The 21,532-nt window shown below is 59.6% G+C and carries 15 protein-coding genes; 11 read left to right on the plus strand and 4 right to left on the minus strand.

Going from position 1 to position 21,532, the window contains the following annotated elements; translation table 11 throughout:
* The first annotated feature begins 103 nt into the window (after positions 1–103).
* Genes mtrA through ACZ881_RS00495 form a run of 3 tightly spaced genes read left to right on the plus strand, consistent with a single transcriptional unit; the run spans position 104 to position 4,453 of the window.
* Complete coding sequence (gene mtrA, locus ACZ881_RS00485) at positions 104–778, plus strand: MtrAB system response regulator MtrA (RefSeq protein ID WP_014922244.1); 675 nt, start codon at positions 104–106, stop codon at positions 776–778.
* Positions 750–2,738 (plus strand): MtrAB system histidine kinase MtrB, encoded by a 1,989-nt coding sequence (gene mtrB, locus ACZ881_RS00490; RefSeq protein ID WP_476111903.1) that lies wholly within the window; start codon positions 750–752, stop codon positions 2,736–2,738. The genes mtrA and mtrB overlap by 29 nt, the downstream gene beginning before the upstream one ends.
* Positions 2,739–2,743: 5 nt before the next feature.
* The gene (locus ACZ881_RS00495) at positions 2,744–4,453 is read left to right on the plus strand and encodes an LpqB family beta-propeller domain-containing protein (protein WP_476112643.1); all 1,710 of its coding nucleotides are present in this window, start codon (positions 2,744–2,746) and stop codon (positions 4,451–4,453) included.
* A gap of 354 nt (positions 4,454–4,807) precedes the next feature.
* On the opposite strand, the gene ACZ881_RS00500 is transcribed toward ACZ881_RS00495, so the two are convergent.
* Positions 4,808–5,089, minus strand: coding sequence for a hypothetical protein (locus tag ACZ881_RS00500; protein WP_476111905.1), 282 nt, complete (start codon positions 5,087–5,089; stop codon positions 4,808–4,810).
* A gap of 618 nt (positions 5,090–5,707) precedes the next feature.
* Between ACZ881_RS00500 and hpf the strand changes: the two genes are divergently transcribed.
* The 3 genes from hpf to secA are packed head-to-tail and all read left to right on the plus strand — an operon-like array spanning position 5,708 to position 10,533.
* On the plus strand, positions 5,708–6,436 hold the full coding sequence (gene hpf, locus ACZ881_RS00505; protein WP_026005453.1) for a ribosome hibernation-promoting factor, HPF/YfiA family: 729 nt from the start codon (positions 5,708–5,710) through the stop codon (positions 6,434–6,436).
* A 29-nt stretch (positions 6,437–6,465) separates the two neighbouring features.
* Positions 6,466–7,755 (plus strand): winged helix-turn-helix domain-containing protein, encoded by a 1,290-nt coding sequence (locus ACZ881_RS00510; RefSeq protein ID WP_476111907.1) that lies wholly within the window; start codon positions 6,466–6,468, stop codon positions 7,753–7,755.
* Positions 7,756–7,797: 42 nt separating this feature from the next.
* Positions 7,798–10,533 carry a preprotein translocase subunit SecA gene (gene secA, locus ACZ881_RS00515; RefSeq protein WP_091468578.1) on the plus strand — a complete coding sequence of 912 codons (2,736 nt, stop codon included), beginning with the start codon at positions 7,798–7,800 and terminating at the stop codon, positions 10,531–10,533.
* A gap of 96 nt (positions 10,534–10,629) precedes the next feature.
* On the opposite strand, the gene ACZ881_RS00520 is transcribed toward secA, so the two are convergent.
* Both ACZ881_RS00520 and ACZ881_RS00525 read right to left on the minus strand, forming a co-directional pair.
* Positions 10,630–11,052, minus strand: a complete 423-nt coding sequence (locus tag ACZ881_RS00520) for an Rv3235 family protein (protein WP_256870811.1) — start codon at positions 11,050–11,052, stop codon at positions 10,630–10,632.
* 154 nt (positions 11,053–11,206) lie between these two features.
* The gene (locus tag ACZ881_RS00525; RefSeq protein ID WP_476111908.1) at positions 11,207–11,983 is read right to left on the minus strand and encodes a LysM peptidoglycan-binding domain-containing protein; all 777 of its coding nucleotides are present in this window, start codon (positions 11,981–11,983) and stop codon (positions 11,207–11,209) included.
* A gap of 149 nt (positions 11,984–12,132) precedes the next feature.
* Between ACZ881_RS00525 and ACZ881_RS00530 the strand changes: the two genes are divergently transcribed.
* Positions 12,133–12,711: a hypothetical protein gene (locus tag ACZ881_RS00530; protein ID WP_364308781.1), complete on the plus strand. Its 579-nt coding sequence runs from the start codon at positions 12,133–12,135 to the stop codon at positions 12,709–12,711.
* 6 nt (positions 12,712–12,717) lie between these two features.
* On the opposite strand, the gene ACZ881_RS00535 is transcribed toward ACZ881_RS00530, so the two are convergent.
* A complete protein-coding gene (locus ACZ881_RS00535) occupies positions 12,718–12,939 on the minus strand; it encodes a helix-turn-helix domain-containing protein (RefSeq protein WP_091468567.1) in 222 nt (73 codons plus the stop codon).
* A 155-nt stretch (positions 12,940–13,094) separates the two neighbouring features.
* On the opposite strand from ACZ881_RS00535, the gene ACZ881_RS00540 reads away from it, so the two are divergent.
* From ACZ881_RS00540 to ACZ881_RS00555, 4 genes are read left to right on the plus strand one after another with little or no spacing between them, the layout of a single operon-like run.
* Positions 13,095–13,739 (plus strand): SAF domain-containing protein, encoded by a 645-nt coding sequence (locus ACZ881_RS00540; protein ID WP_476111911.1) that lies wholly within the window; start codon positions 13,095–13,097, stop codon positions 13,737–13,739.
* The gene (locus tag ACZ881_RS00545) at positions 13,736–15,046 is read left to right on the plus strand and encodes a CpaE/TadZ family protein (RefSeq protein ID WP_476111913.1); all 1,311 of its coding nucleotides are present in this window, start codon (positions 13,736–13,738) and stop codon (positions 15,044–15,046) included. The genes ACZ881_RS00540 and ACZ881_RS00545 overlap by 4 nt, the downstream gene beginning before the upstream one ends.
* A gap of 57 nt (positions 15,047–15,103) precedes the next feature.
* The gene (locus ACZ881_RS00550; protein WP_476111914.1) at positions 15,104–19,960 is read left to right on the plus strand and encodes an NAD-glutamate dehydrogenase; all 4,857 of its coding nucleotides are present in this window, start codon (positions 15,104–15,106) and stop codon (positions 19,958–19,960) included.
* A 31-nt stretch (positions 19,961–19,991) separates the two neighbouring features.
* Positions 19,992–21,461, plus strand: coding sequence for a sensor histidine kinase (locus tag ACZ881_RS00555; RefSeq protein ID WP_091468558.1), 1,470 nt, complete (start codon positions 19,992–19,994; stop codon positions 21,459–21,461).
* The last annotated feature ends 71 nt before the right edge of the window (positions 21,462–21,532 follow it).

Here is a 21,532-nt window from a genome sequence, read left to right on the forward strand (position 1 = left end):
GCGCACAACGGCAGGGTGCAGTACGGTGGAAGTGCCTTAGGGGCGCCATGCCGTGCGCCGCGCCCAACGGGACAAAGACTTGGTGATAAGGGAATATATAACTATGAAGGCACGCATTCTGGTAGTTGACGACGACGAAGCACTCGCAGAGATGATTGGAATCGTTCTGCGCAACGATGGCTTCGAGCCGGTGTTCTGCGCAGACGGCGGCCAGGCTTTGGAGGTCTTCCGCTCCTCAAAGCCGGATCTGGTGCTGCTGGACCTGATGTTGCCGGGCTCGGATGGCATTGAGGTTTGCCGGCAGATCCGTGGCGAGTCGGATGTACCCATCGTCATGCTCACCGCCAAGTCCGATACTTCAGACGTTGTTCGCGGGCTTGAATCCGGCGCCGATGATTACGTGCCCAAGCCGTTCAAGCCTGCTGAACTTGTAGCACGCGTCCGGGCCCGGTTGCGGCCGGGTGACCAGAAGGCCCCCGAGACCTTGCGTATCGCAGACGTGACCATCGACGTCGCCGGTCATTTGGTGACCCGTGGCGGCGAGCGGATCTCCTTGACGCCCCTGGAGTTTGATCTCTTGGTAGCGCTGGCACGCAAGCCGTGGCAGGTATTCACCCGCGAATTGCTTCTCGAGCAGGTGTGGGGATACCGCCACGCGGCTGACACCCGACTGGTCAATGTTCACGTCCAGCGTCTGCGCTCAAAGATTGAACGTGATCCGGAAGCGCCCGAGGTCGTTTTGACGGTGCGTGGTGTCGGATATAAAGCAGGTTCCTGAGTCCCCGGTCGGCAAGACCGGCGAGGCAGGCGGGGGCCCGGGCCCCAAAACTCCCGATCCGGCCGGTGTCCAGCAGGCGACCCCGGCTGAGTCTGAGACCCCGGAAACGTCCCCTGAGCAACCCGATAAGTCCCCTGATCAGTCCGCTCGCGAGGCCAGGGACCTTTCCTGGGTCCTGTCCCGGGCGCGGATCTGGACACGGCGGGGATTGATCCTGGTCCTTCGGGTTTCGCGACTCGTCGCCATTGGCGTGCGGCAAATAAGACCAGGGCTGCGCTTCGTTTGGCGTTCCTTGTTGAGGCGATGGCGGCGGTCGTTGGAGTTCCGCACGGTCCTGACCACATTGCTGCTCGCTGTAACGTCGTTCGCCATTGTTGGCGCGTACCTGTCCAACCAAATCGCCAACAACCTCTTCCAGGAGAGGCTGGCACAGGCGGAATCCGAGTCGCGCTTTAACGTCAAGCAAGTCCAGGACACGTTCGACGGCGCCCAAGTCACCGACCAGTCAAGCGTCATCACCTTGGTCTATGACACCTTGACAGCCGTGGAAGGCCGGGGCTCGGTCATCCAGCGTAGGTATGTCTTCGAAGCTGCTCCGGAACAAACCAAACCACGTAACCGTTGGGTTGAATCGCGCGCTTCGGACCAGCTGACGGTTCGCGTCATTCCTCCCGAGCTGCGTAAGGCTGTTCAAAGCGGTGGCAAGCAGCAATTCTGGGCCTCCACGCAGTTTCCGGTGGGGAACGAGGACAGGCCCGGTATCGCCGTCGGAAACATGGTCACGTTCAACGGAACGGCTTACGAGCTATACCTGATCTACGACCTCAATACCGCCCAGCAAACACTGGACGAGATTCAGAACGTACTGTGGGCAGGCGGTGCGGCTCTCGTCCTCATGATCGGTGCCATTGCCTGGTACGTGACCCGTAACGTAGTCAGTCCGGTCAGCCATGCTGCCGTCGTATCGGAAAAGCTTGCTGCCGGCCAACTACAAGAACGAATGGTGGTTAAGGGAGAAGACGAAGTGGCGAGATTGGGCGCTTCCTTCAACCACATGGCCGCAAGCCTCCAGGAACAGATCACCCAGTTGGCCACGTTGTCGCAGATGCAACAGCGCTTTGTCTCTGATGTTTCCCACGAACTGCGTACCCCGCTCACCACGGTACGAATGGCGGCCGAAGTCCTGTTCGATGCGCGGGACGATTTCGATCCCATGAACAAGAGATCGGCGGAGTTGCTGTACCACCAGGTTGAGCGCTTTCAATCGCTGCTTTCGGACCTGCTGGAGATTTCACGATTCGACGCTGGCGCCGCCGTGCTGGATGCAGAACCGCAGGACATTTTCCAAGTGATCTCGCACGTTATGGAAGGTGCCGCGCCGGTGGCCGCGGAGTACGGCTCGGAAGTCCGGCTAAACGCCCGGCAAAAGAGCATCATCGTGGAGATGGACTCCCGCAGGATCGACCGCATTCTCCGCAACTTGCTGCTCAATGCCCTCGAACACGGTGAAGGCAAGCCTGTCCATATATCTGTCGCGGCCAATCATGAAGCTGTAGCGGTGTCAGTAAGGGACCACGGCATCGGAATGACCCAGGCTGAGGCTGCCAGGGTCTTCGACCGCTTCTGGCGGGCAGATCCTGCACGCGCCAGGACCACCGGAGGAAGTGGCTTGGGCCTTTCCATCGCAGCCGAGGACACCAAGCTTCATAACGGTTGGCTTCAGGCCTGGGGCCGAAAGGGTTCCGGTTCCAACTTCCGACTGACGCTTCCACTGCGGCAAGGAGGCACCATTGTGAAGTCTCCGCTTCAGCTGGAACCTGCGGACATAGGATTCCCCGGGGCGGCCAGCGAACGGCAAATGCTGGTACTGGGCCAGGATTCCGGCGAGACTCCGCAGCCGACTCCCTCTGTTGGCGGGATGCCGGCGCTTGACGACGATGGAACAGGGGAGAAGTCGTGAGAACGTTGCGTCCCGGGCGTACCAGGGCAATCGTCGCGCTGTTGGTTGTGCTGATGGTCATGCTGGCTTCCTGCGCGCAGATTCCACGCTCCGGCCCCGTCGGCAAGAGCAAAGACGAAGGCGCCGGTAACCCCAACGCGCCGGTATTTTTCCCTGCTGCACCGCGCGCCGGTTCCAGTCCGGAGACTGTGATCGAGGATTTCTACATGGCTGGCAGCGGCTACGAGGATGACTATCCCGTGGCTCGTCAGTACCTGACGCAAGCGCAGTCTGTAACGTGGAAACCGGACAAACGTGCGATCGTTTTCCGCGAGGCACAGGTAGTCAAAGCAGCGGATGAAAACGAATACCTCTACGAACTCGATCTCGCATATTCGGTGGATGCAGACGGCGTTGCGACCCAGTTCCCGCCGGGTACCAAAGAGACCATTCCACTAACGCTTGAGCAGGTGGAAGGAGAATGGCGGATCTCCAAGGTCCCTGATGGTACGGCCATTCCGGAGGAGACATTCAAGGTTATCTACGGGGCAAACCCCATCTACTTCTATGACCCGACGTTCACTTACGCAGTGCCGGACTACCGGTGGTTCATTAAAAAGAACACTGTGAAGTCCATGACCAGTGCCCTGCTTGCCGGCCCCGCCCCCTACCTGCGCGGGGCAGTGGTCAGTGCCTTCCCATCGGGAATGAAGCTCGCCCGCGAATCTGTTCCGGTTGTCTCCGGTGCAGCCCAGGTGGACCTCTCTGCCAAGGAGCTATTCGACGCCTCTGCGGAGGACCGTCAGAGGATGCAAAACCAATTGGCGCTGACCTTCCGTAGCCAGCCCGATGTCATCAACGTTCAACTTCGCGCCGATCAGGACCTGGTACGCGTGGAAGACAACGGTACTGTTTTGCCGCCAGTGTTGGACAAGAGCGTTCCTGCCCGCCAGATCGCAGTAAACAACGGCGATCTTGTGCGGTACGAGAACAACAGGATTACTCCGTTGCCGGACATTCAATCGGTGGCCGGTCTGGGGCCGCACTCGCCCGCTGAGTCGCCGGTGTCCCAAACAGCCGCTTTCCTCAACGGCGATAAAACCACGCTTTACTCCATCGAACCGGGGCAACCTGCGCGACAACTAACTACCAGAAGTACCCTCACTGGTCCTTCCTTCAGCCCAAACGATTGGGTGTGGACAGCGGGCCCTGGCGCCAACGGGGCAGCCGAAGTTGTGGCTTACAAGCCCACAGGCACAGCCCCGGGTACCGGCGTTCCCAGCGTCACCATGACGCCGGCCTGGCTCACGGGACGAACAGTCAAGGACTTCCGGGTCTCGAGGGAGGGGACCAGGGCGCTGGTCATTTCCGAGGCAAACGGTAAGTCCGCTGTGCAGATTACGGGCATAGTCCGGAACCCCGACGGCGTTCCGAAGGACCTCACGCTTCCCATCACACTGCTGAGCAATACAGCCGCGGACCAAGGCGCCTGGGTCAATGGCTCTACGGTGGCCGTGATGTCCGGTTCGGCCTCTTCGACGGTGGTTCCGGAGTTGCTGTCGCTGGCATCGGGTGAACCGCAGCAGTTGGCACCGTGGGACGGATTGACCAGCCTCAGCGTCGGAAACGGAGCTGAGCAAATCTACGGACAGTCGGCTGCCGGCATCTTCCAACGCGTCGGAAACGGCTGGGAGCTTCAGCTAAAAGGCCCAACAGAACCGGCATTTCCAGGCTGACTTCTGTATCAGGGGCTCCGCCCCATGGATTCAACCCGATTATTTATGCACATAGCGTGCTGTGTGCCTTCCGCGAGAAAGACCAGACGGTAAAGCTGAAGAGTGACTTTTACCTTCCTTAGCTCATGGTTCCGTGCACGGCAGACCCGGCAATATGTCGACCCTGACCTTGATCCGCCCGAACCTGGCGGTTCGCGTCGTCGTGGCCCGGACCAACGAAGAACGGGTAGGGCCCTTGCCGCTCTGCAGGGGGCACTGGTTGACCTTCTGGCTGTGCTGGTTCCCGTCGACTGTGTCTGCTGTGAGATGGAAGACGCGGTACTTTGTGGCAGCTGTGCAAGGAAGGTCCGTCACCTATGCAAGCAGCCGTTCAGGGCTGAGCAGCAGTCGCCGGCATTGGTTGACGTCGACGGCACGGCAAAGATCGAAGTCGTAGCAGCGGGGGCATACCGGGATGAGCTGGCGAAGTGCCTCCTCTCTTTCAAGCATCACGGTCAATGGCGGCTGGCGGCTGTTCTGGGTCCTTGCCTTGGCAAAGCCGTGGTGACTGCCATCGGTGGCCGGTCCGGTTATTGCCTCATCCCTGTCCCCAGTAGCGGAAAGGCCTACCGCAGGCGCGGATTCAGCCCTCTGCATCTTCTGCTCTTTTTCATACGCATGCGCCGGATGCTGCCCTTTTGCCCAGTCATTGACGTGTTGGAGCGGCGGGGGGATCCGTCAGTGATTAAGGCTGCCCCACAAGCCGTCCGGGAAGCGGCAGCCCGGCTTTTTGGGGAAGTGTCGGGACGTATCCCCGTGGAACGTGGAAGCGGTGGTCAAAAGGGGCTGGGAAGAGGCGAACGTGCTCGCCGGGTCCGGGGATCCATGAGGGTACGCAGGGGAAGAGGCAAAGAATTGAGGGGCAGGAGATGCATCCTCGTTGACGATGTCCTCACCACCGGGGCAACGCTTGCTGAGGCAGCGCGGGCGGTTACCCTTGCCGGCGGGGTAGTCTCCGGCGCTGTTGTGCTCGCGGCCACGAGGCCACCAGCCTACGCCTCGGTCGCTGCAGAGGACCACCTGATGCAGGCATTAAGACTCAATCAAAAATTAAGTGGCTAAAGGATGAATAACGGGTGCCGATGAACTAACGTCGGTTGTGGGTACCAAGAACAGATGTACCTGTCGATAGCGGCTCGGAAAGGGGCTCGACTGTCCGTCAGACAAGCCCCCAACAGCGTCGTTGTCGTGTCACCTGAGTTATTGGAGGGCACCATGGAGTTCATGATCAGCGGACGAAATCTCACAGTTTCTGACCGCTTTCGCGAATATGCCGGCGAAAAAATCTCAAAGATTGAATCGCTGGGGGATAAGGTCCAGCGGGTTGACGCCAAGGTTTCCAAGGAAACCAATCCCAGGCAGACGCCTGGCGAACTCACCGTTGAAGTGACTGTCCTGGGCAGAGGCCCCGTTATCCGTGCCGAGGCCACAGCCGCTGACAAGTTTGCTGCATTCGATCTCGCGTACAACAAGCTGCTTGAGAGGCTTCGTCGTGCGAAGGACCGCAAGAAGGTGCACCACGGCCGCCATACGCCTAAGGCTGTGCGGGAAGCCACGGCAACACTTGAGCCAGCCAGTGCGAGTGAGCCGCTTTATGTAGAGGCAAGCAACCACCAAGAGTCCGCGCCGCAGGCAGACGAGCGCTCACCCTATGACATCGAGAACGACATTCCGGCCGGTGACTCTCCCGTCTTGATCCGCCGGAAAGTCTTCCCTGCAGCATCGCTGACCCTTGATGACGCTGTGGACAACATGGAGCTCGTCGGACACAACTTCTACCTGTTCCTGGACAAGGAAACCAACGCACCGTCGGTTGTTTATCGGCGTAGTGGCTGGACCTACGGTGTCATCACCCTCGACTCCACGTGCGAGCCCGGCGAGGAAGCAGTGGAAGAAAAGATCCACGCCTACCGATCCGATGATCAGGCCGCCACAGCCAAGTAAAGCCTCACCTTAAGCACGAAGGGACTTCAATGACCGCTTCGCTGAGCCTGTCACAGGCACGGCGGATCGCATTGGCAGCTCAAGGATTGGCAAAGGTCCGGCCCGCCGGCTCCGTGACTTCACGGGCGGTGGGCCGGACCTTTGCCCAACTACAGCTTGTCCAGATCGATTCTGTTAATGTGGTGGCACGTAGCCACTACCTTCCGTTCTTTTCCCGACTGGGCAATTACGATCCCCTCATCCTCCAATCGATGGCAAGCCGCAACCCACGCAAAATGATGGAGTACTGGGCACACGAGGCAAGCTTTATCCGACCGGAGCACTTTCAGGACTTGCTCGTATGGCAAAAGCGGGCCTGGGTGGGTGCCCATGGCCTGGATCCGGCCGTACGTCAGGATATGGAGGATCGAATCCTCGACGCCCTCACCGTAGGACGCCCGATGACAGCATCCGAACTGACTGTAAAGCTCGGACACGATGAAGACCCGGAACGTGATAACTGGGGCTGGAACTGGAACATCGTCAAGCGAGTGCTGGAGCACCTGTTCGAAGAAGGTCGGATTTCCGCTGCTTCGCGAACATCGCAATTTGAACGCAAGTATGCCCTGACCTCACGGGTCATTCCACACGTCACTCCGTCCGCAGTCGACGCCGAGGCGTCCCTGGATCGTCTGATGGAAGCAGCCGCCCGAGCCCACGGCATTGGCACGGTGAGGTGCTTCTCAGACTACTTCCGGACACCCCTGAAGGCAGGTGCAGACTCTGTACAACGCTTGGTCCGTGCCGGCCGCCTTGAGCCTGTTGTGGTTCGGGGCTGGGACCGGGAAACCTACAAGCATGTTGATGCCAAGCTGCCACGACAGGCCGCGGGCCGGGCGCTGCTGAGTCCTTTCGATTCCTTGGTCTTCGAAAGACGGCGACTCGAGGAACTGTTCGGATTCCATTACCGGATTGAGATTTACACCCCTGCCGCCAAACGACGGTTTGGCTACTATGTTCTGCCGTTCCTGCTCAGGGACGCCATCGTAGCCCGAGTGGACCTAAAAGCGGACCGGGCATCCGGTCAGCTCCTGGTGCGCTCCGCTTTTGGTGAGATGAACGCGCCGGTGGACACCGCCGTCGAACTAGCCCAGGAACTTAGGCTCATGGCTACATGGCTCGGCCTTCAGGTAGTGGTGGTGTGGCCGGTCGGGGACCTTGCCGGAGCGCTTTCCGAGGCGGTGGCAAAAGGTCATGCTGCGCCGGAAGAATGCGTCCAACCGGGCAGTCCGCTCAGAGGGGAACCCGGCAACGTGGCGCTGGTCTCTCCCGTAGACTGAAACAGCCAGAATTCGGCAGCATGAGACTGGGAGCAATTTCACGTGGCATCACTAATCGAAAAACTTCTCCGCACGGGTGACAAAAAGACACTCAAGACACTGCGGAACTATGCCGATTCCATCAATGCCCTGGAAGACACTTTCAAGTCCTTCTCGGACGCTGAAATCCGCGAGGAAACGGACCGCCTCAGGTCCCGTCACCAAGACGGCGAATCCCTGGAATCCCTCCTTCCGGAAGCCTTCGCCGCTGTGCGGGAAGCCTCGTCCAGGACTTTGGGGATGCGGCACTTCGACGTGCAGCTGATGGGTGGCGCCGCCCTGCACCTGGGCAACATCGCGGAAATGAAAACAGGTGAAGGCAAGACCCTCGTTGCTACAGCGCCTGCCTACCTTAACGCTCTTTCGGGCAAGGGTGTCCACGTTGTCACGGTGAACGACTACCTTGCCGAGTACCAGTCCGAACTCATGGGCCGCGTCTACAGGTTCCTTGGTCTCTCCAGTGGTTGCATCCTGTCCAACCAGGATCCCACCGTCCGCCGCGAACAGTACGCCGCTGACATCACGTACGGCACCAACAACGAATTCGGCTTCGATTACCTGCGCGACAACATGGCTTGGGACTCGAGCGAGCTCGTCCAGCGCGGCCATAACTTCGCGATCGTGGATGAGGTCGACTCCATCCTGATCGACGAAGCGCGTACTCCGCTGATCATTTCCGGTCCCGCGCAAGGCGACACCAACCGGTGGTACAGCGAATTTGCCAAAGTCGTGCTCCGTTTGCAGCCTGACGTCGATTATGAGGTCGATGAGAAGAAGCGAACCGTGGGCGTGCTGGAAGCCGGTATTGAAAAGGTTGAGGACTACCTGGGAATACAAAACCTCTACGAATCTGCCAACACCCCGCTGATTGGCTTCCTCAACAATGCCATCAAGGCCAAAGAACTGTTCAAGCGGGACAAGGACTACGTCATCCTCGACGGCGAGGTCCTGATCGTTGACGAGCACACCGGCCGCATCCTTGCCGGGCGGCGCTACAACGAAGGCATGCACCAGGCTATAGAAGCCAAGGAAAACGTCGAGATCAAGGCGGAGAACCAGACTCTCGCCACCGTGACGCTGCAGAACTACTTCCGCATGTATTCGAAGCTGGCCGGCATGACGGGTACGGCTGAGACCGAAGCCGCTGAGTTCATGAGCACCTACAAGCTCGGTGTCGTTCCCATTCCCACTAACCGCGACATGCAGCGTATCGACCAGCCGGACCTCGTCTACAAAAACGAGGTGGTTAAGTTCGATGCTGTTGTTCAAGACATCGCCGAACGTCACGAGCACGGCCAGCCTGTGCTAGTAGGTACTACTAGCGTCGAAAAGAGTGAGTACCTCTCCAAACTCTTGGCGAAAGAAGGCATCCGGCACGAAGTACTGAACGCCAAGAACCACGCAAGGGAAGCGTCCATCGTGGCGCAGGCCGGGCGAAAGGGCGCGGTTACTGTAGCAACCAACATGGCTGGCCGCGGTACTGACATCATGCTCGGCGGCAATGCCGAATTTACTGCCATTGCCGAACTTGCCAAGCGCGGCCTTGATCCAGAGGAAAACTCCGAAGAGTACGAGGCCGCGTGGCCGGCGGCACTTGCCGCAGCCAAACAGGCAGTCAAGGACGAGCATGAAGAAGTTCTGGACCTTGGCGGACTTTACGTGCTTGGAACCGAGCGCCACGAATCCCGCCGGATCGACAACCAGTTGCGTGGACGTTCCGGACGGCAAGGCGACCCCGGCGAATCCCGGTTCTACCTCTCGCTGACAGATGACCTCATGAGGTTGTTCAACTCAGGTGCGGCCGAACGTCTGATGAACAGTTCGGTGCCTGACGATGTTGCCCTTGAGTCGAAGCTGGTTTCCCGTGCAATCGCATCCGCGCAAGGCCAGGTGGAGGGCCGCAACGCCGAGCAGCGTAAGAACGTCCTCAAGTACGATGACGTGCTCAATCGTCAGCGTGAAGCCATTTATGGCGACAGGCGTCGGATCCTTGAGGGCGATGACTTGCACGAGAAAGTCCAATACTTCCTGGAAGACACCATCAACGCACTCATTGACGCCGCTACTGCTGAAGGATCGGGCGACGACTGGGACTACAACCAGCTGTGGGCGAACCTCAAGACGTTGTACCCGGCAACAGTGACTGCCCAGGAAATCATTGACGAAGCCGGCGGCAAGTCCAGGGTCACTGCGGAATTCCTCAAGGAGGAAATCCTCTCTGATGCCCGGCTCGTTTACCAGGCACGTGAAGAGGCAATCGGCTCTGAGAGCATGCGTGAGCTCGAGCGCCGGGTTGTGCTTTCGGTCCTCGGACGCAAGTGGCAGGAACACCTCTACGAGATGGACTATCTCAAGGAGGGCATCGGTCTTCGTGCAATGGCCCAGCGTGATCCCCTGGTGGAATACCAGCGCGAGGGGTTCGTGATGTTCCAAAGCATGATGGAAGCCATCCGTGAGGAGAGCATCGGTTTTCTCTACAACCTCGAAGTTGAGGTAACACCTGCCGAAGATGTGGTGGTGGCGGACGCCGCTGGCACGCACACCGAGCACCACGACCCGCAAATCCGTGCGGCAGGCCTCCAAGCGCCGGAAAAGCCGGCGCAGCTGCAGTACACGGCGCCAGGTGAAGACGGAGCAACCCAGACGCGGATTGAGGGGCGGGCTTCAGGCCGCTCCGGCAATCCTGCGAAAGCGGCAAGCCAGGACCAGCGCAAGCAGGCCAAGAAGAAGCGCCGCTGAACCGGTCTCGCAAAGCAGTAATGAAAAGGGTGAACCTTGGCTAATGGTCCAGGGTTCACCCTTTTTGTCTGCCTCGGCGCAATATTGCCGTTGAAGTTATCCAATTTCCAGTACGGTAACCTGCCAAACTCCGTCCAACCGCTCCAGCCTCATGGCTACGGCACGGCAACGTTGCTCTTCCGCCACTACGATGCTTGCCTCGCAAATGGCTTCGGATATTGAACAGACCCGAACAGAGCGGACCATGGGGCTCAGGTGCGGCTGCGGATTGCCCCTGGTCCTGGCTGCGTGCTTTCGCGTGAGGGCTGCCCGATGCTGGAGGGACAGGTAGCACTCCGAATCCAGTAAGCGGGAGAGTTGTTGCAGCGGACGGGTGCCGGCCAGCACCTCCAAAGCTGCCTGCGCGATGCTCCTGGCCACAAGCCGGACATCGATGTCCGGGCCCCCCGGGCCGTAAGCCGGGGTTGTTCGTTTTGTGCTCCGACGGCTTGATGGTCGGTTCGCTGTTGCAACGGTCATGGTCATACCTCAGGCATTCACTACATGAGCTTCAGCGTGGGGACGCTTTGCTCGGTGGCTTCTGCTGGGATGACGCTAGGAATCGGTTTTGATAGGTGGAGGCTGCCCCTGAGCGGGCGCGTCTGTGGAAATGGCGGGCACGAGCCCTTTACTGCTAGCCCGGCGAGGGTGGCTGCAGAACCTGCCCGGCAAGCAGCACTGCTGGGTCACTTCCGATGGTTTCACGGTTGGCGGCGTACCACTTGGGCCAGGCCAGTGCCACGTCCACGTCAGTTGCGAAGGGTCCCATCCTGGACGCCGCAATGGACCACAGCGAGTCACCACCCTTGACGACAACGCTGGCATCGCCGGCTGGTGCCGATGAACGGGTGGACTGGCGGCTCAGAAGTCCTGGATCAACCACAGGAGGTTGAGGCTGCCAGCGCGGATCAGTGGCGGGACTGCCGGCCTTATCGTTTTCGTCTACAGATGCCGGGGTGGAGAATGCGCGCTCCACGGAAGAGGGCTTCCACGCCGGCTGCGCGTGGGCCGTGTTGCCGGAGGAAGCATGATGCCAACCTGGTTCAGGCGGGCTGGTATCCGCTTGAGCGACCCCTGCGCCCAGAAGGTTCAGGCTCATGAGCGCCACGGCGATTCGCAACATGAAGCCAGGGCTGAACTTTGAAAGCGAGTCGGCACGCTTCCTGTGCCCTGCATGGTGCAGTAGCGACGCCATGAAGGCGATGAAGAAGGAGAGTGCCCACCAAATTACTATCGCAATCCCGGCAGCGCAGGCAACAAAACCGAGAAGATGTTCAAACGTGGACCTGTGATTAAGTCGCTCCGCAGCTTGCCATTGTGCAAGGAGCAGGTTTCCTACAAGAACCAGGAGCAGTCCCAGACCAAGCACAGATGCTGCGAGGGCGGAGTCTCTCCGCAATGTTCGTGCCATTCAAAAGCCCCCAAGCTCTAGTTGACGCAATTTGATGCAGTTTGACCTGCTGCACCTATTTTGAACATACTTGCCCCCTCTTGTCCAATCGCGATGTTTCCCGAACCGAGGGGTTGCCCTTGCTTCTTCCTGCAGCCTAGTCTGACTACATGAGATGGGACTCTCTTTTTGGTGATCTGGAGGCACAATTCTCTGCAGGGCGTGCCCTGGAGAAGGAATCTGAGATAACAGATCGGGCCAGGGTTGAGCTCGCGGGAATCGATCTGGCCGATCGCCTCCGCGGGGCCGGTGGTGCCGAAATCAAGATCGTTCTGGTTGACGGCAACGTTATCCGAGGAGTGCTAGGTCATGCGGGCAGCGAGTGGCTGGTCCTGACCGAGGGTGCGCGACAGTGGCTGGTGCCTTTCGCGTCTGTGCTCTCCTACCAGGGATTGGGGCGGCTGGCACTGAAGCCCTCGTCACGGATACAGCAGTCATTAGGGATTGCCTCAGCACTGAGGGCACTGTCAAAGGACCGCTCTGAACTGGTAGTTCATCTGAAGGTGCGGACGGGCGATGGGTACAAGTTGCATGGAGTCATAGACAGGGTGGGGCGTGACCATTTCGACCTCACAGTTGTTCCGCACGGTGAAGTACGCCGGGCCGGCAATATAGCCGCTGTCCTGACCATCCCTTTCAGTTCATTGGCAGCGCTTTGCTCTGGGGCGAGCCAAGACTTCAGGGGGTAGCGGCAACTAAGGCTGATGAACCTTGTTCTTCGCCTCTTCGATCATGCGGCCGGCCTCTGTGTAGCGATCCTCGATGTACTGCTCAAGCATCTTTTCCTCGATGCGCCATTGTCCCCGCCCTCCCACCTGTAGGGCCTTCAGTTCGCCGCTTCTAACCAGGGCATAGGCCTGAGGCGAATTGATTTGGAGTTGTTCGGCGACATCCGCCAGAGTCAGGAATCGGGGCATGGCTTCATTTTGCCACCCTTGTTCACTTTTGGGGTAGTTATCCACAGTTACCGCCTGTTTGAGGCCAATGGCTTTGGAGCTGTGGAAGACGCCGGTAAGAATGAGGAGGCAGGTGCCATCGGCCGTGCCATAACTCAAAGTGGGGGAGCAGGAAAATGGGTCAGAGTGCGGGCGTTGCAGCTCCAAGGCTAAAGAAGCCATCGTGGAAGGATCCCCGGCTGCTCATCGGCGTATTGCTGGTTTTGGGGTCTGTGGCCGGAGTCATTGCGTTGCTTGGTTCGGCCGACAGGACTACGCAGGTCTACTCGGCCCGGGAAGACATAGCCGTAGGTCAGGTGGTCACGGAAGCGGACTTATCCATTGTCAAGGTCCGTTTGGATGAAGTCGAGCCCAGCTATGTCACAGTCCAACACGGCTTCGCTGAGGGCAAGGTTGCGCTGCAGCGGGTAGCAAAGAATCAGCTGGTCCCGCAGGCAAGCCTGGGGTCTGCCGATGCCGTCGACCGTAAGCCAGTAGCCATTGCCATGGAGGAAGAGCTGCCCGCTCAGGCCGTTCCAGGCACCAGGGTTGATGTCTGGGTTGCCGTGCCGGGTTCGAATCAAGCGTTTGAGGAACCGCGGCTACTTCTGCCCAGTGCGGAGATTGCCGGAATGAGCAGCGGCTCTTCTGCGTTGGGTGCTGCGAAAACAACCGTGGTGATGGTGCTGGTAACTGATGAGCAAATGCCAAAATTGCTGGGTGCCCAAGCAAACAAGGCCAAGGTATCGGTTGTTTGGAATCCTGCGGGCGTGGTTCGGTGAGCATTCCTGTCGTTACCGTTGGTTCCGCACAGGAAGCTGTAGTCGGCGGGTTGGAACGCCTGCACGGACCGGTGACGGTGGTGCGCCGGTGTTCAGAGCTATCTGAACTGATTGCTGCTTGCCAAAGCGGCCTCGCAGTGGCGGCTGTGGTAGCGGAAGGTTGCGAGGAACTGACCACCACACTGGTTGATCGCCTCGGAGCAGTCGGCGTCTCCATCGTTGCCTTGACCGATGATCCCGCTGAGGCGAACCGCCTGCACTCCATAGGCGCCGTGACAGCTTCGACCGGCATCGATGCCGCGGACCTGGCGGCCAAAATATCGGAGGCCGTGGACCGCGAAGGTCCACGTAGCCAGCCTTTGGCTGGTCGGGACGCAGGATTCGCAGACCCTGGGGCGGGTGTGCTTTTGGAGGCTGCGGCGGAATCCGTCGACGACACACCAAGGGGGTCAGGCCAGATAACTGCCGTGTGGGGACCGGTCGGCGCACCTGGCAGGACTCTTCTGGCGGTCAACATCGCGGCGGAGCTGGCCGCAGCCGGCGAGTCCGTCATCCTCGTGGATGCTGACAGCTATGGGGCAAGTGTGTCAGCGGTGCTTGGGCTGCTGGACGAGTCCGCGGGTCTTGCCCAGGCCTGCAGGCTGGCGGACCAGGGTTTGCTCGACATCGAGGCACTCAAGTCGGCGGCCATTCCTGTTTACACGAAGGCCGGTACCTTTCGGGTACTCACGGGAACTACCAGGGCGGACCGGTGGACGGAGTTAAGGGCGGGGGCTGTCTCGATGGTCCTCGAAAGGGCAAGGCAAGTTGCGGATCATGTGGTGGTGGATACAGGTTTTTGCCTTGAAGCCGATGAAGAGCTCAGCTTTGACACCATGGCTCCGCGGCGGAACGCCGCGACGCTTCGCAGTTTGGAAGTGGCTGATGTTGTGTTCGCCGTAGGAGCGGCGGATGCCATTGGAGTGCCGCGATTGGTTAGAGGGCTGGCGGAGCTTGAGTCCGCGGTTCCGGAAGTATCTCCCCGTGTCGTGCTGAACAAAGTGAAGCGTTCGGCAGTGGGTCATTCGCCCAGGCAGCAACTGTGTGACGCCTGGGACCGCTATGGTCCGGGAGCGGGCGTGGACGCCTACCTTCCGGCAGACTCTTTGGCGTGTGACGCAGCTTTGCTGGCAGGTGCAGTCCTTCTGGAAGTGGCGCCTGACTCGCCTCTTAGGATGGCGATAGCCAGCTTGGTCTGTGCGCCCGTCCAGCAAAATCGCAATTCGTTTGGTCGAACTATCAGAGCTTTGCGCCTCTTTAAGCGCTAGGCTCGCCATGTGGGCTGCAGAGTCGCAGCAATGAACATGTGATGGAGGCGTTTGTAGATGTCGTCAGGATCCAGCGTGGAGGATCGGTCCGATGCAACAGTTGTCCGTGAAGGGTTCTTCGGTGACTACTATGAACACCTCGCAGAGGAAGACTCGCGTGCGTATTCACCTGAACTTCTGATAGCGCGGGCCACAAAGCACAAGGACGTTGCCCAGTCCCGACGGCCCGGAAATGCCGTCGTCCAGATCGCCGCCGAACCCGAGCGAAACGTTGTATATATCGTCACGGACGATATGCCGTTCCTCGTCGACTCTGTCAATGCAGAACTTGTTCGCCAGAACTGTGCGATCCGTTTGGTGATGCACCCGTTGTTCGTGGTCACCCGCGACCGTGTGTCCGGTGAGCTGGGCGGTATTTCCAGGGTCCCGTCCAACGTTGGCATCTCCAGCGGCGACACCGCCGCACTCCCCAGCGTTGCCCACCTCTTGGGCGATGGCGATAACGCGTCGCATATGGAGTCATGGATCGCTGTTGAAATTGACCGTGTAAGTGACGATGCGCGGGAAGAGTTGATCGCCGGGCTGCAACGCGTCCTTGGCGACGTCAGGGCGGCGGTGGAGGACTGGCCAAAGATGCGCAGCAAAGCTCTCGAGCTAGCCGAGGCGTTGGCCGGCATCACGCACCCAGAGCAAGTCGCTGAACTCCGGCAGGCACAAGACCTTTTGCGATGGCTGGACAACGGAAACTTCACATTCCTGGGTTACCGCGAATACGACCTCGTGGACGAGAACGGCGAGGACGTTCTTCAACTCCGTGAAGACAGCGGCCTCGGCCTCCTGCGTGCCGGCGACACCACGCGTCAAGTCCAGCACCTCACGGATGCCGGCCGGAAGCGTGCGCGGGAGAAGCGTGCCTTGGTGATTACCAAGGCGAACTCGCGTTCCACTGTGCACCGGCCCGCCTACCTTGATTACATCGGCGTCAAGAGCTTCGATGCGTTGGGCAACGTTAACGGTGAACGGCGGTTCATCGGCCTTTTCGCCACTAGTGCCTACACTGGATCGGTACGCAACATCCCAATCGTTCGGGACAAGGTGGATGCCGTCCTGCGCAACGCAGGGTTCCCCATTGACTCCCACTCGGGCAAAGATCTTTTGGGAATCCTTGAAACGTATCCCCGCGACGAACTGTTCCAGATCGAGATACCGGATCTTGCCGCCACTGCCACCGGCATCCAGCGACTTCAGGAGCGACGGCGGACCAAGCTGTTCCTGCGCCCGGACATTTACGGCCGGTTCATGTCCGCCGTGGTCTACCTGCCCCGTGACCGATACACCACCAGCGTCAGACTCCGGATCGAGCAGGAACTCCGCGAGACGTTCCACGCCGAAAGCATTGACTACGAGGCCCGGATCACTGAATCCGCATTGGCTCGTGTCTTCTTCAGGATCAGGTTGCCCCGCACGGCTGAACTGGCGGAAGTTGACGTAAAAGAACTGGAACAACGGCTGATGCGTGCGTCCCGGTCTTGGAGCGAAGGTATCGCAGAGGTGCTCCGTGAGCACAGGTCTGCCGAGGACGCTGATGTTCTGTCTGCGCTGTGGGCTGAGGCGTTTCCCGCGGGGTACCGCGTGGACTACGAAGTGGAAGACGCTCTGGAGGACATTGAACGCTTCGAGAAATACGGCGCGGAGGCGGAGCGGGCAGGGCGGGTCACCAAGCAAATCAAGCCCGGTGTCCATGTGTATCTTCCCGAAGGTGCCGGTGAGGCCTTGGAGGAGGATGCCCGAGTCAAGCTCTACCTGATGGAGCCCAAGAGCCTTAGCCAAATCCTTCCCTACTTCCACAACCTCGGCCTTGAAGTCTTGGATGAGCGGCCGTTCGAGATCGAAACCTCGGATCATCGCGATTTCTTCCTTTACGACCTCGGACTCAAGTACCCCGCGGGCGTCGACCCCCTGGCTACGGGAGACCTGCTGGGCGCCTCCTTCGGTGCAGCCATCACGGGTGCTGTCGAATCAGACAACTTTGACCGGCTGGTTCTCCGTGAAGGCATACATTGGCGTCAAGTGGTGGTACTCCGTGCCTACGCCAAGTACATGCGGCAAATGGGCAACACCAATTCCTTCGGATTCATTGCAGATACCTTGCTGGGCAACCCCGATGTTGCACGTGGACTCAATGAGCTCTTCTCTGCACGCTTCGACCCCGCCGTTCCGGAAGGAAAGCGGCCCGAACGCCAAGCCGCGGCGCGGGCAGCGCTCGCTGAGTCGATCGAGCAGGTGGCCACGTTGGATGCCGATCGCGTTCTGCGTACTTTCGTGAACCTTATTGAGTCGACTCTCCGGACTAATTACTACCAGAACAAGGAATACGTCAGCTTCAAGCTGGATCCCACGTCCATTGAAGGTCTTCCTTTCCCACGCCCGATGTTCGAGATCTGGGTTTACTCTCCGAGAGTTGAAGGCGTGCACTTGCGCTTCGGGAAGGTAGCCCGCGGTGGCCTTCGCTGGTCTGACCGCCGGGAGGACTTCCGGACGGAGATTCTGGGCCTCGTTAAGGCGCAGACCGTCAAGAACGCGGTCATTGTCCCAACGGGCGCCAAGGGAGGTTTCTTTGCCAAGAAGCTCCCCAACCCGGCAGTAGACAGGGCTGCTTGGATGGCCGAAGGAATTGAGAGCTACAAGACTTTCATTCGCGGCCTTCTGGACATCACAGACAACCTCGTTACGTCAGCAGACGGCGAGAGGCTGGTGCCGCCGTCGGACGTTGTTCGGCACGACGATGACGACTCGTACCTTGTAGTTGCAGCGGACAAAGGCACCGCAACGTTCTCCGACACCGCCAACGGGCTTGCCGCCGAATACGGTTTCTGGCTCGGTGACGCGTTTGCCTCGGGTGGGTCAGTCGGTTACGACCACAAAGCCATGGGCATCACTGCCCGCGGAGCCTGGGAATCAGTCAAGAGGCACTTCAGTGAGCTCGACCTGGACACCCAGACTGAGGAATTCACGGTAGTTGGCGTTGGCGACATGTCTGGTGACGTCTTCGGCAACGGCATGCTGCTTTCCCGGCATATCCGGCTGCTGGCCGCCTTCGACCACCGCCACATCTTCCTTGATCCCTCGCCTGATGCTGCTGCATCGTTTGCCGAGCGGCAGAGGCTCTTCGAACTGTCCCGATCCTCGTGGGACGACTATGACCGCACCCTTATCAGCGAAGGTGGCGGCGTCTATCCACGTCAAGCCAAGACCATCCCGGTCTCGGAGCAAGTACGCAAGGCATTGGGCCTGCCGGATGGAACGACGCAGTTAAGCCCCCCGGAGCTTCTTCGCGCGATTTTGCTGGCCCCGGCAGATCTTCTCTACAACGGCGGTATTGGCACGTATGTCAAGGCTAGTACTGAAACCCATGCAGCCGTGGGCGACAAAGCCAACGACGCTATCCGCGTGGACGGCCGGGATCTGCGGGTCAAGGTCGTGGGCGAAGGCGGAAACCTGGGATTGACGCAGCGGGGACGTATCGAGGCCGCTTTGCAAGGCGTCATTCTGAATACGGACGCGATCGATAACTCCGCCGGTGTTGACTGCTCCGACCATGAGGTCAACATCAAGATCTTTGTGGATCGGATGGTCGCGGCCGGCAAACTTGACTCCGCCGAACGAGCCAGCTTCCTCGCTGACATGACCGATGAAGTGGGACGGCTTGTCCTGCAGGACAATATCGACCAGAACATTCTGCTGCTCAACGACCGGACCCGAGTCGCGGACTGGAGCCCAAGTTACGAGCGACTCATGGACTGGCTGGAGAAGTCTGCCGACCTCAAACGTGATCTTGAAGCACTCCCCACCACGGAAACCCTGCGGTCGAGGTTGGAACAGGGCCAGGGACTTACCTCTCCCGAGCTGGCGGTCCTGGCTGCATACGCAAAGATCGAGCTGGCTGGTGCGTTGCGGGACAGCAACCTCGCCGACGATCCATGGTTTGCAGACACAATCCGTGAGTACTTCCCGAAGCAACTGCGGGAAAAGTTCGACGCTGAATTGGACACTCACCCGCTGCGGCGCGAGATCATCGCCACTGTGGTCGCCAATGACATCATCAATCTGGGGGGCATCACCTTCGCCTTCCGGGCCATTGAAGAAACGTCGGCCAATGAGGTGGCCGTTGCCAAGGCTTTCGTGGCTCTGCGTGAAATCTATGATCTCGACCCCATGGTTGCCGAGCTGAATGCACTTCCGGCATCCTTCCCCACCGAACACTGGAGTGAAGTCCATCTGGACATCCGGCGGTTGCTCGACCGGGCAGTACGCTGGGTGCTGGGCCAGGGGATGGGGTCACAGCCTATTTCCGATGTTGTTGAATCCTTCAAACCCATGTTGGCCCCGCTGAGGGCCAAGCTTCTGGACTACCTCCGGGGTGAGGACAAGATCCGAATTTCCGGCTGGTTGGACAAAGCCAGAACCTGGGGACTGCCGGAGCATCTTGCGCACAGGTGGGCTGAGCTGTTTGAGAGCTACGCACTCTTGGACATCGCACGGATTGCCCAGACCGGAAGCGAGGGCGTCGAGGACGTTGCACACGTCTACTACACAGTATTCAACCGCTTCCATGTGGATTCGCTGCTGGAACGAATCAGTTCCTTGCCTCGCGATGACCGCTGGCAGGCATTGGCGCGTGCAGCTCTCCGTGATGACTTGTACTCCACGGTGGCGGATATGACGACGTCCGTCCTTGAGTCCACAGAGTCCGGCGCCTCGGCTGAGGATCGCCTGAAGGCGTGGGAAGGGCAGAATGCCGAACAGCTGGGACGTGCCAAGACGATGTTTGATGAGGTCAACGCGCTCGAAGCCGACGACATGGCTTCACTGTCGGTAGCATTAAGGCTCTTGAGGTCAATCGTTCGACGCTAGGGTCCGTCCCGGCGTCGCAAATGGAGGTGCAGTGGCAATCTTTACAGACCCCATCAGGGAACACGCTGATTTCGGGCCTGGAGATGCCGAATGGCTGCACCTCCTCGTCGGTGACTGGCAGATGGTCGCTGACCTGGCTTTCGCGGACCTCGCTTTGTGGTTCCCGCATCCGGAGTTCGGCTATATTGCCCTCGCCCACGTCCGTCCGTCGACATCGCATACGGTGTTCCATGCGGACTTCGTGGGGGAGGGCATCCGCTCGGATCTCCGCCCGATTGTGGATAAGGCGTGGAACAGTCGCTCTATCGAGCGATCAAGTGAAACAAGCTGGAGCAGTGAGATGGCACTCCGTGTTGAGGCTGTCCCCATGGTGCGCAACGGCAGAACACTCGCTGTTGTGACATCGCATATGGACTTGTCCAGTTCGCGCATGCCATCCAGGCTGGAACTCACGTATCGTCAATGCGCCTATGATCTCTTGCGGATGGGAACCCTGGGCCTGTGGCCCGACTTCGCATCTCCGACAGGCTCCCGACGGGGCGCCCCCCGAGTGGGTGACGGGCTCATAAGACTAGACGCGGAAGGCATTGTGCAGTATGCCAGCCCCAATGGCGTGTCTGCCTTCCGTCGACTGGGGGAAGTGGAATCCCTGGAGGGGCGTTCACTGGCAGAGGTGACTGCCGGCCTTCTGAAGGACCGGCGGATGGTGGACGAGACGCTGCCTTTGGTTGTGACAGGGCGGATGCCTTGGCGCAGCGAGATTGAGTCCAGGGGTGTCAGTCTGTCACTTCGGGCCATTCCACTGCGCGACGAGCAGCAGCGTTTCGGAGCACTTGTCCTTTGCCGTGACGTTTCGGAACTGCGTCGCAGGGAAATGGAACTTGTTACCAAGGACGCCACCATCCGGGAGATCCACCACCGGGTAAAGAACAATCTTCAAACCGTTGCAGCTCTCCTGCGTATGCAATCGCGGCGAATGGTCAGCGACGAAGCCAAGCAGGGTCTGGAACAGGCGATGCGGCGGGTGGCCACCATCGCGCTCGTACACGAGACCCTTTCCCAAGGCCTGACTCAGAGTGTGGACTTTGACGAACTGATTGGGCGGCAATTCAGGCTGTCAGCTGAAGTAGCTTCACCGTCCCAGCAAGTGCGAACAGAACGTTCAGGTTTGTTCGGCGAGTTGCCCAGCGATTTTGCCACCCCACTGGCCTTGGTCATCAACGAACTTGTCACCAACGCCGTTGAGCATGGACTCGAGGGACGCACAGGAACGGTATGGTTGCTGGCCGATCGGGCAGATGGCGACGGCAACGACGAATTCCTGACGGTGACTATAGCCGACGATGGCGTGGGCCTGCCGGATGGCCAATACACCGAAGGATTGGGCCTGCAAATTGTTCGTACACTCGTGACCAGCGAGCTCGGCGGGTCCATTCAGTGGAGCCCGCGCGAAGGCGGGGGGACCGCTGTCGAGATCGTCCTCAACCTCGCTCGGGCGTAGCTCCCAAAGCCAGGTTTCGTGAATCTCACGAGCAGCACTTAACGAAGAAGGCCGCGGACCAAGGGTCCGCG

Source organism: Paenarthrobacter sp. TE3676, assembly GCF_056279165.1.

Bases quoted from the DNA above. Each gene is read 5' to 3' on its own strand.
- mtrA (WP_014922244.1), top strand. From the start codon at position 104: ATGAAGGCACGCATTCTGGTAGTTGACGACGACGAAGCACTCGCAGAG.
- ACZ881_RS00500 (WP_476111905.1), bottom strand. From the start codon at position 5,089: ATGCAGAGGGCTGAATCCGCGCCTGCGGTAGGCCTTTCCGCTACTGGG.
- hpf (WP_026005453.1), top strand. From the start codon at position 5,708: ATGGAGTTCATGATCAGCGGACGAAATCTCACAGTTTCTGACCGCTTT.
- ACZ881_RS00510 (WP_476111907.1), top strand. From the start codon at position 6,466: ATGACCGCTTCGCTGAGCCTGTCACAGGCACGGCGGATCGCATTGGCA.
- ACZ881_RS00520 (WP_256870811.1), bottom strand. From the start codon at position 11,052: ATGACCGTTGCAACAGCGAACCGACCATCAAGCCGTCGGAGCACAAAA.
- ACZ881_RS00525 (WP_476111908.1), bottom strand. From the start codon at position 11,983: ATGGCACGAACATTGCGGAGAGACTCCGCCCTCGCAGCATCTGTGCTT.
- ACZ881_RS00530 (WP_364308781.1), top strand. From the start codon at position 12,133: ATGAGATGGGACTCTCTTTTTGGTGATCTGGAGGCACAATTCTCTGCA.
- ACZ881_RS00535 (WP_091468567.1), bottom strand. From the start codon at position 12,939: ATGCCCCGATTCCTGACTCTGGCGGATGTCGCCGAACAACTCCAAATC.
- ACZ881_RS00540 (WP_476111911.1), top strand. From the start codon at position 13,095: ATGGGTCAGAGTGCGGGCGTTGCAGCTCCAAGGCTAAAGAAGCCATCG.
- ACZ881_RS00550 (WP_476111914.1), top strand. From the start codon at position 15,104: ATGTCGTCAGGATCCAGCGTGGAGGATCGGTCCGATGCAACAGTTGTC.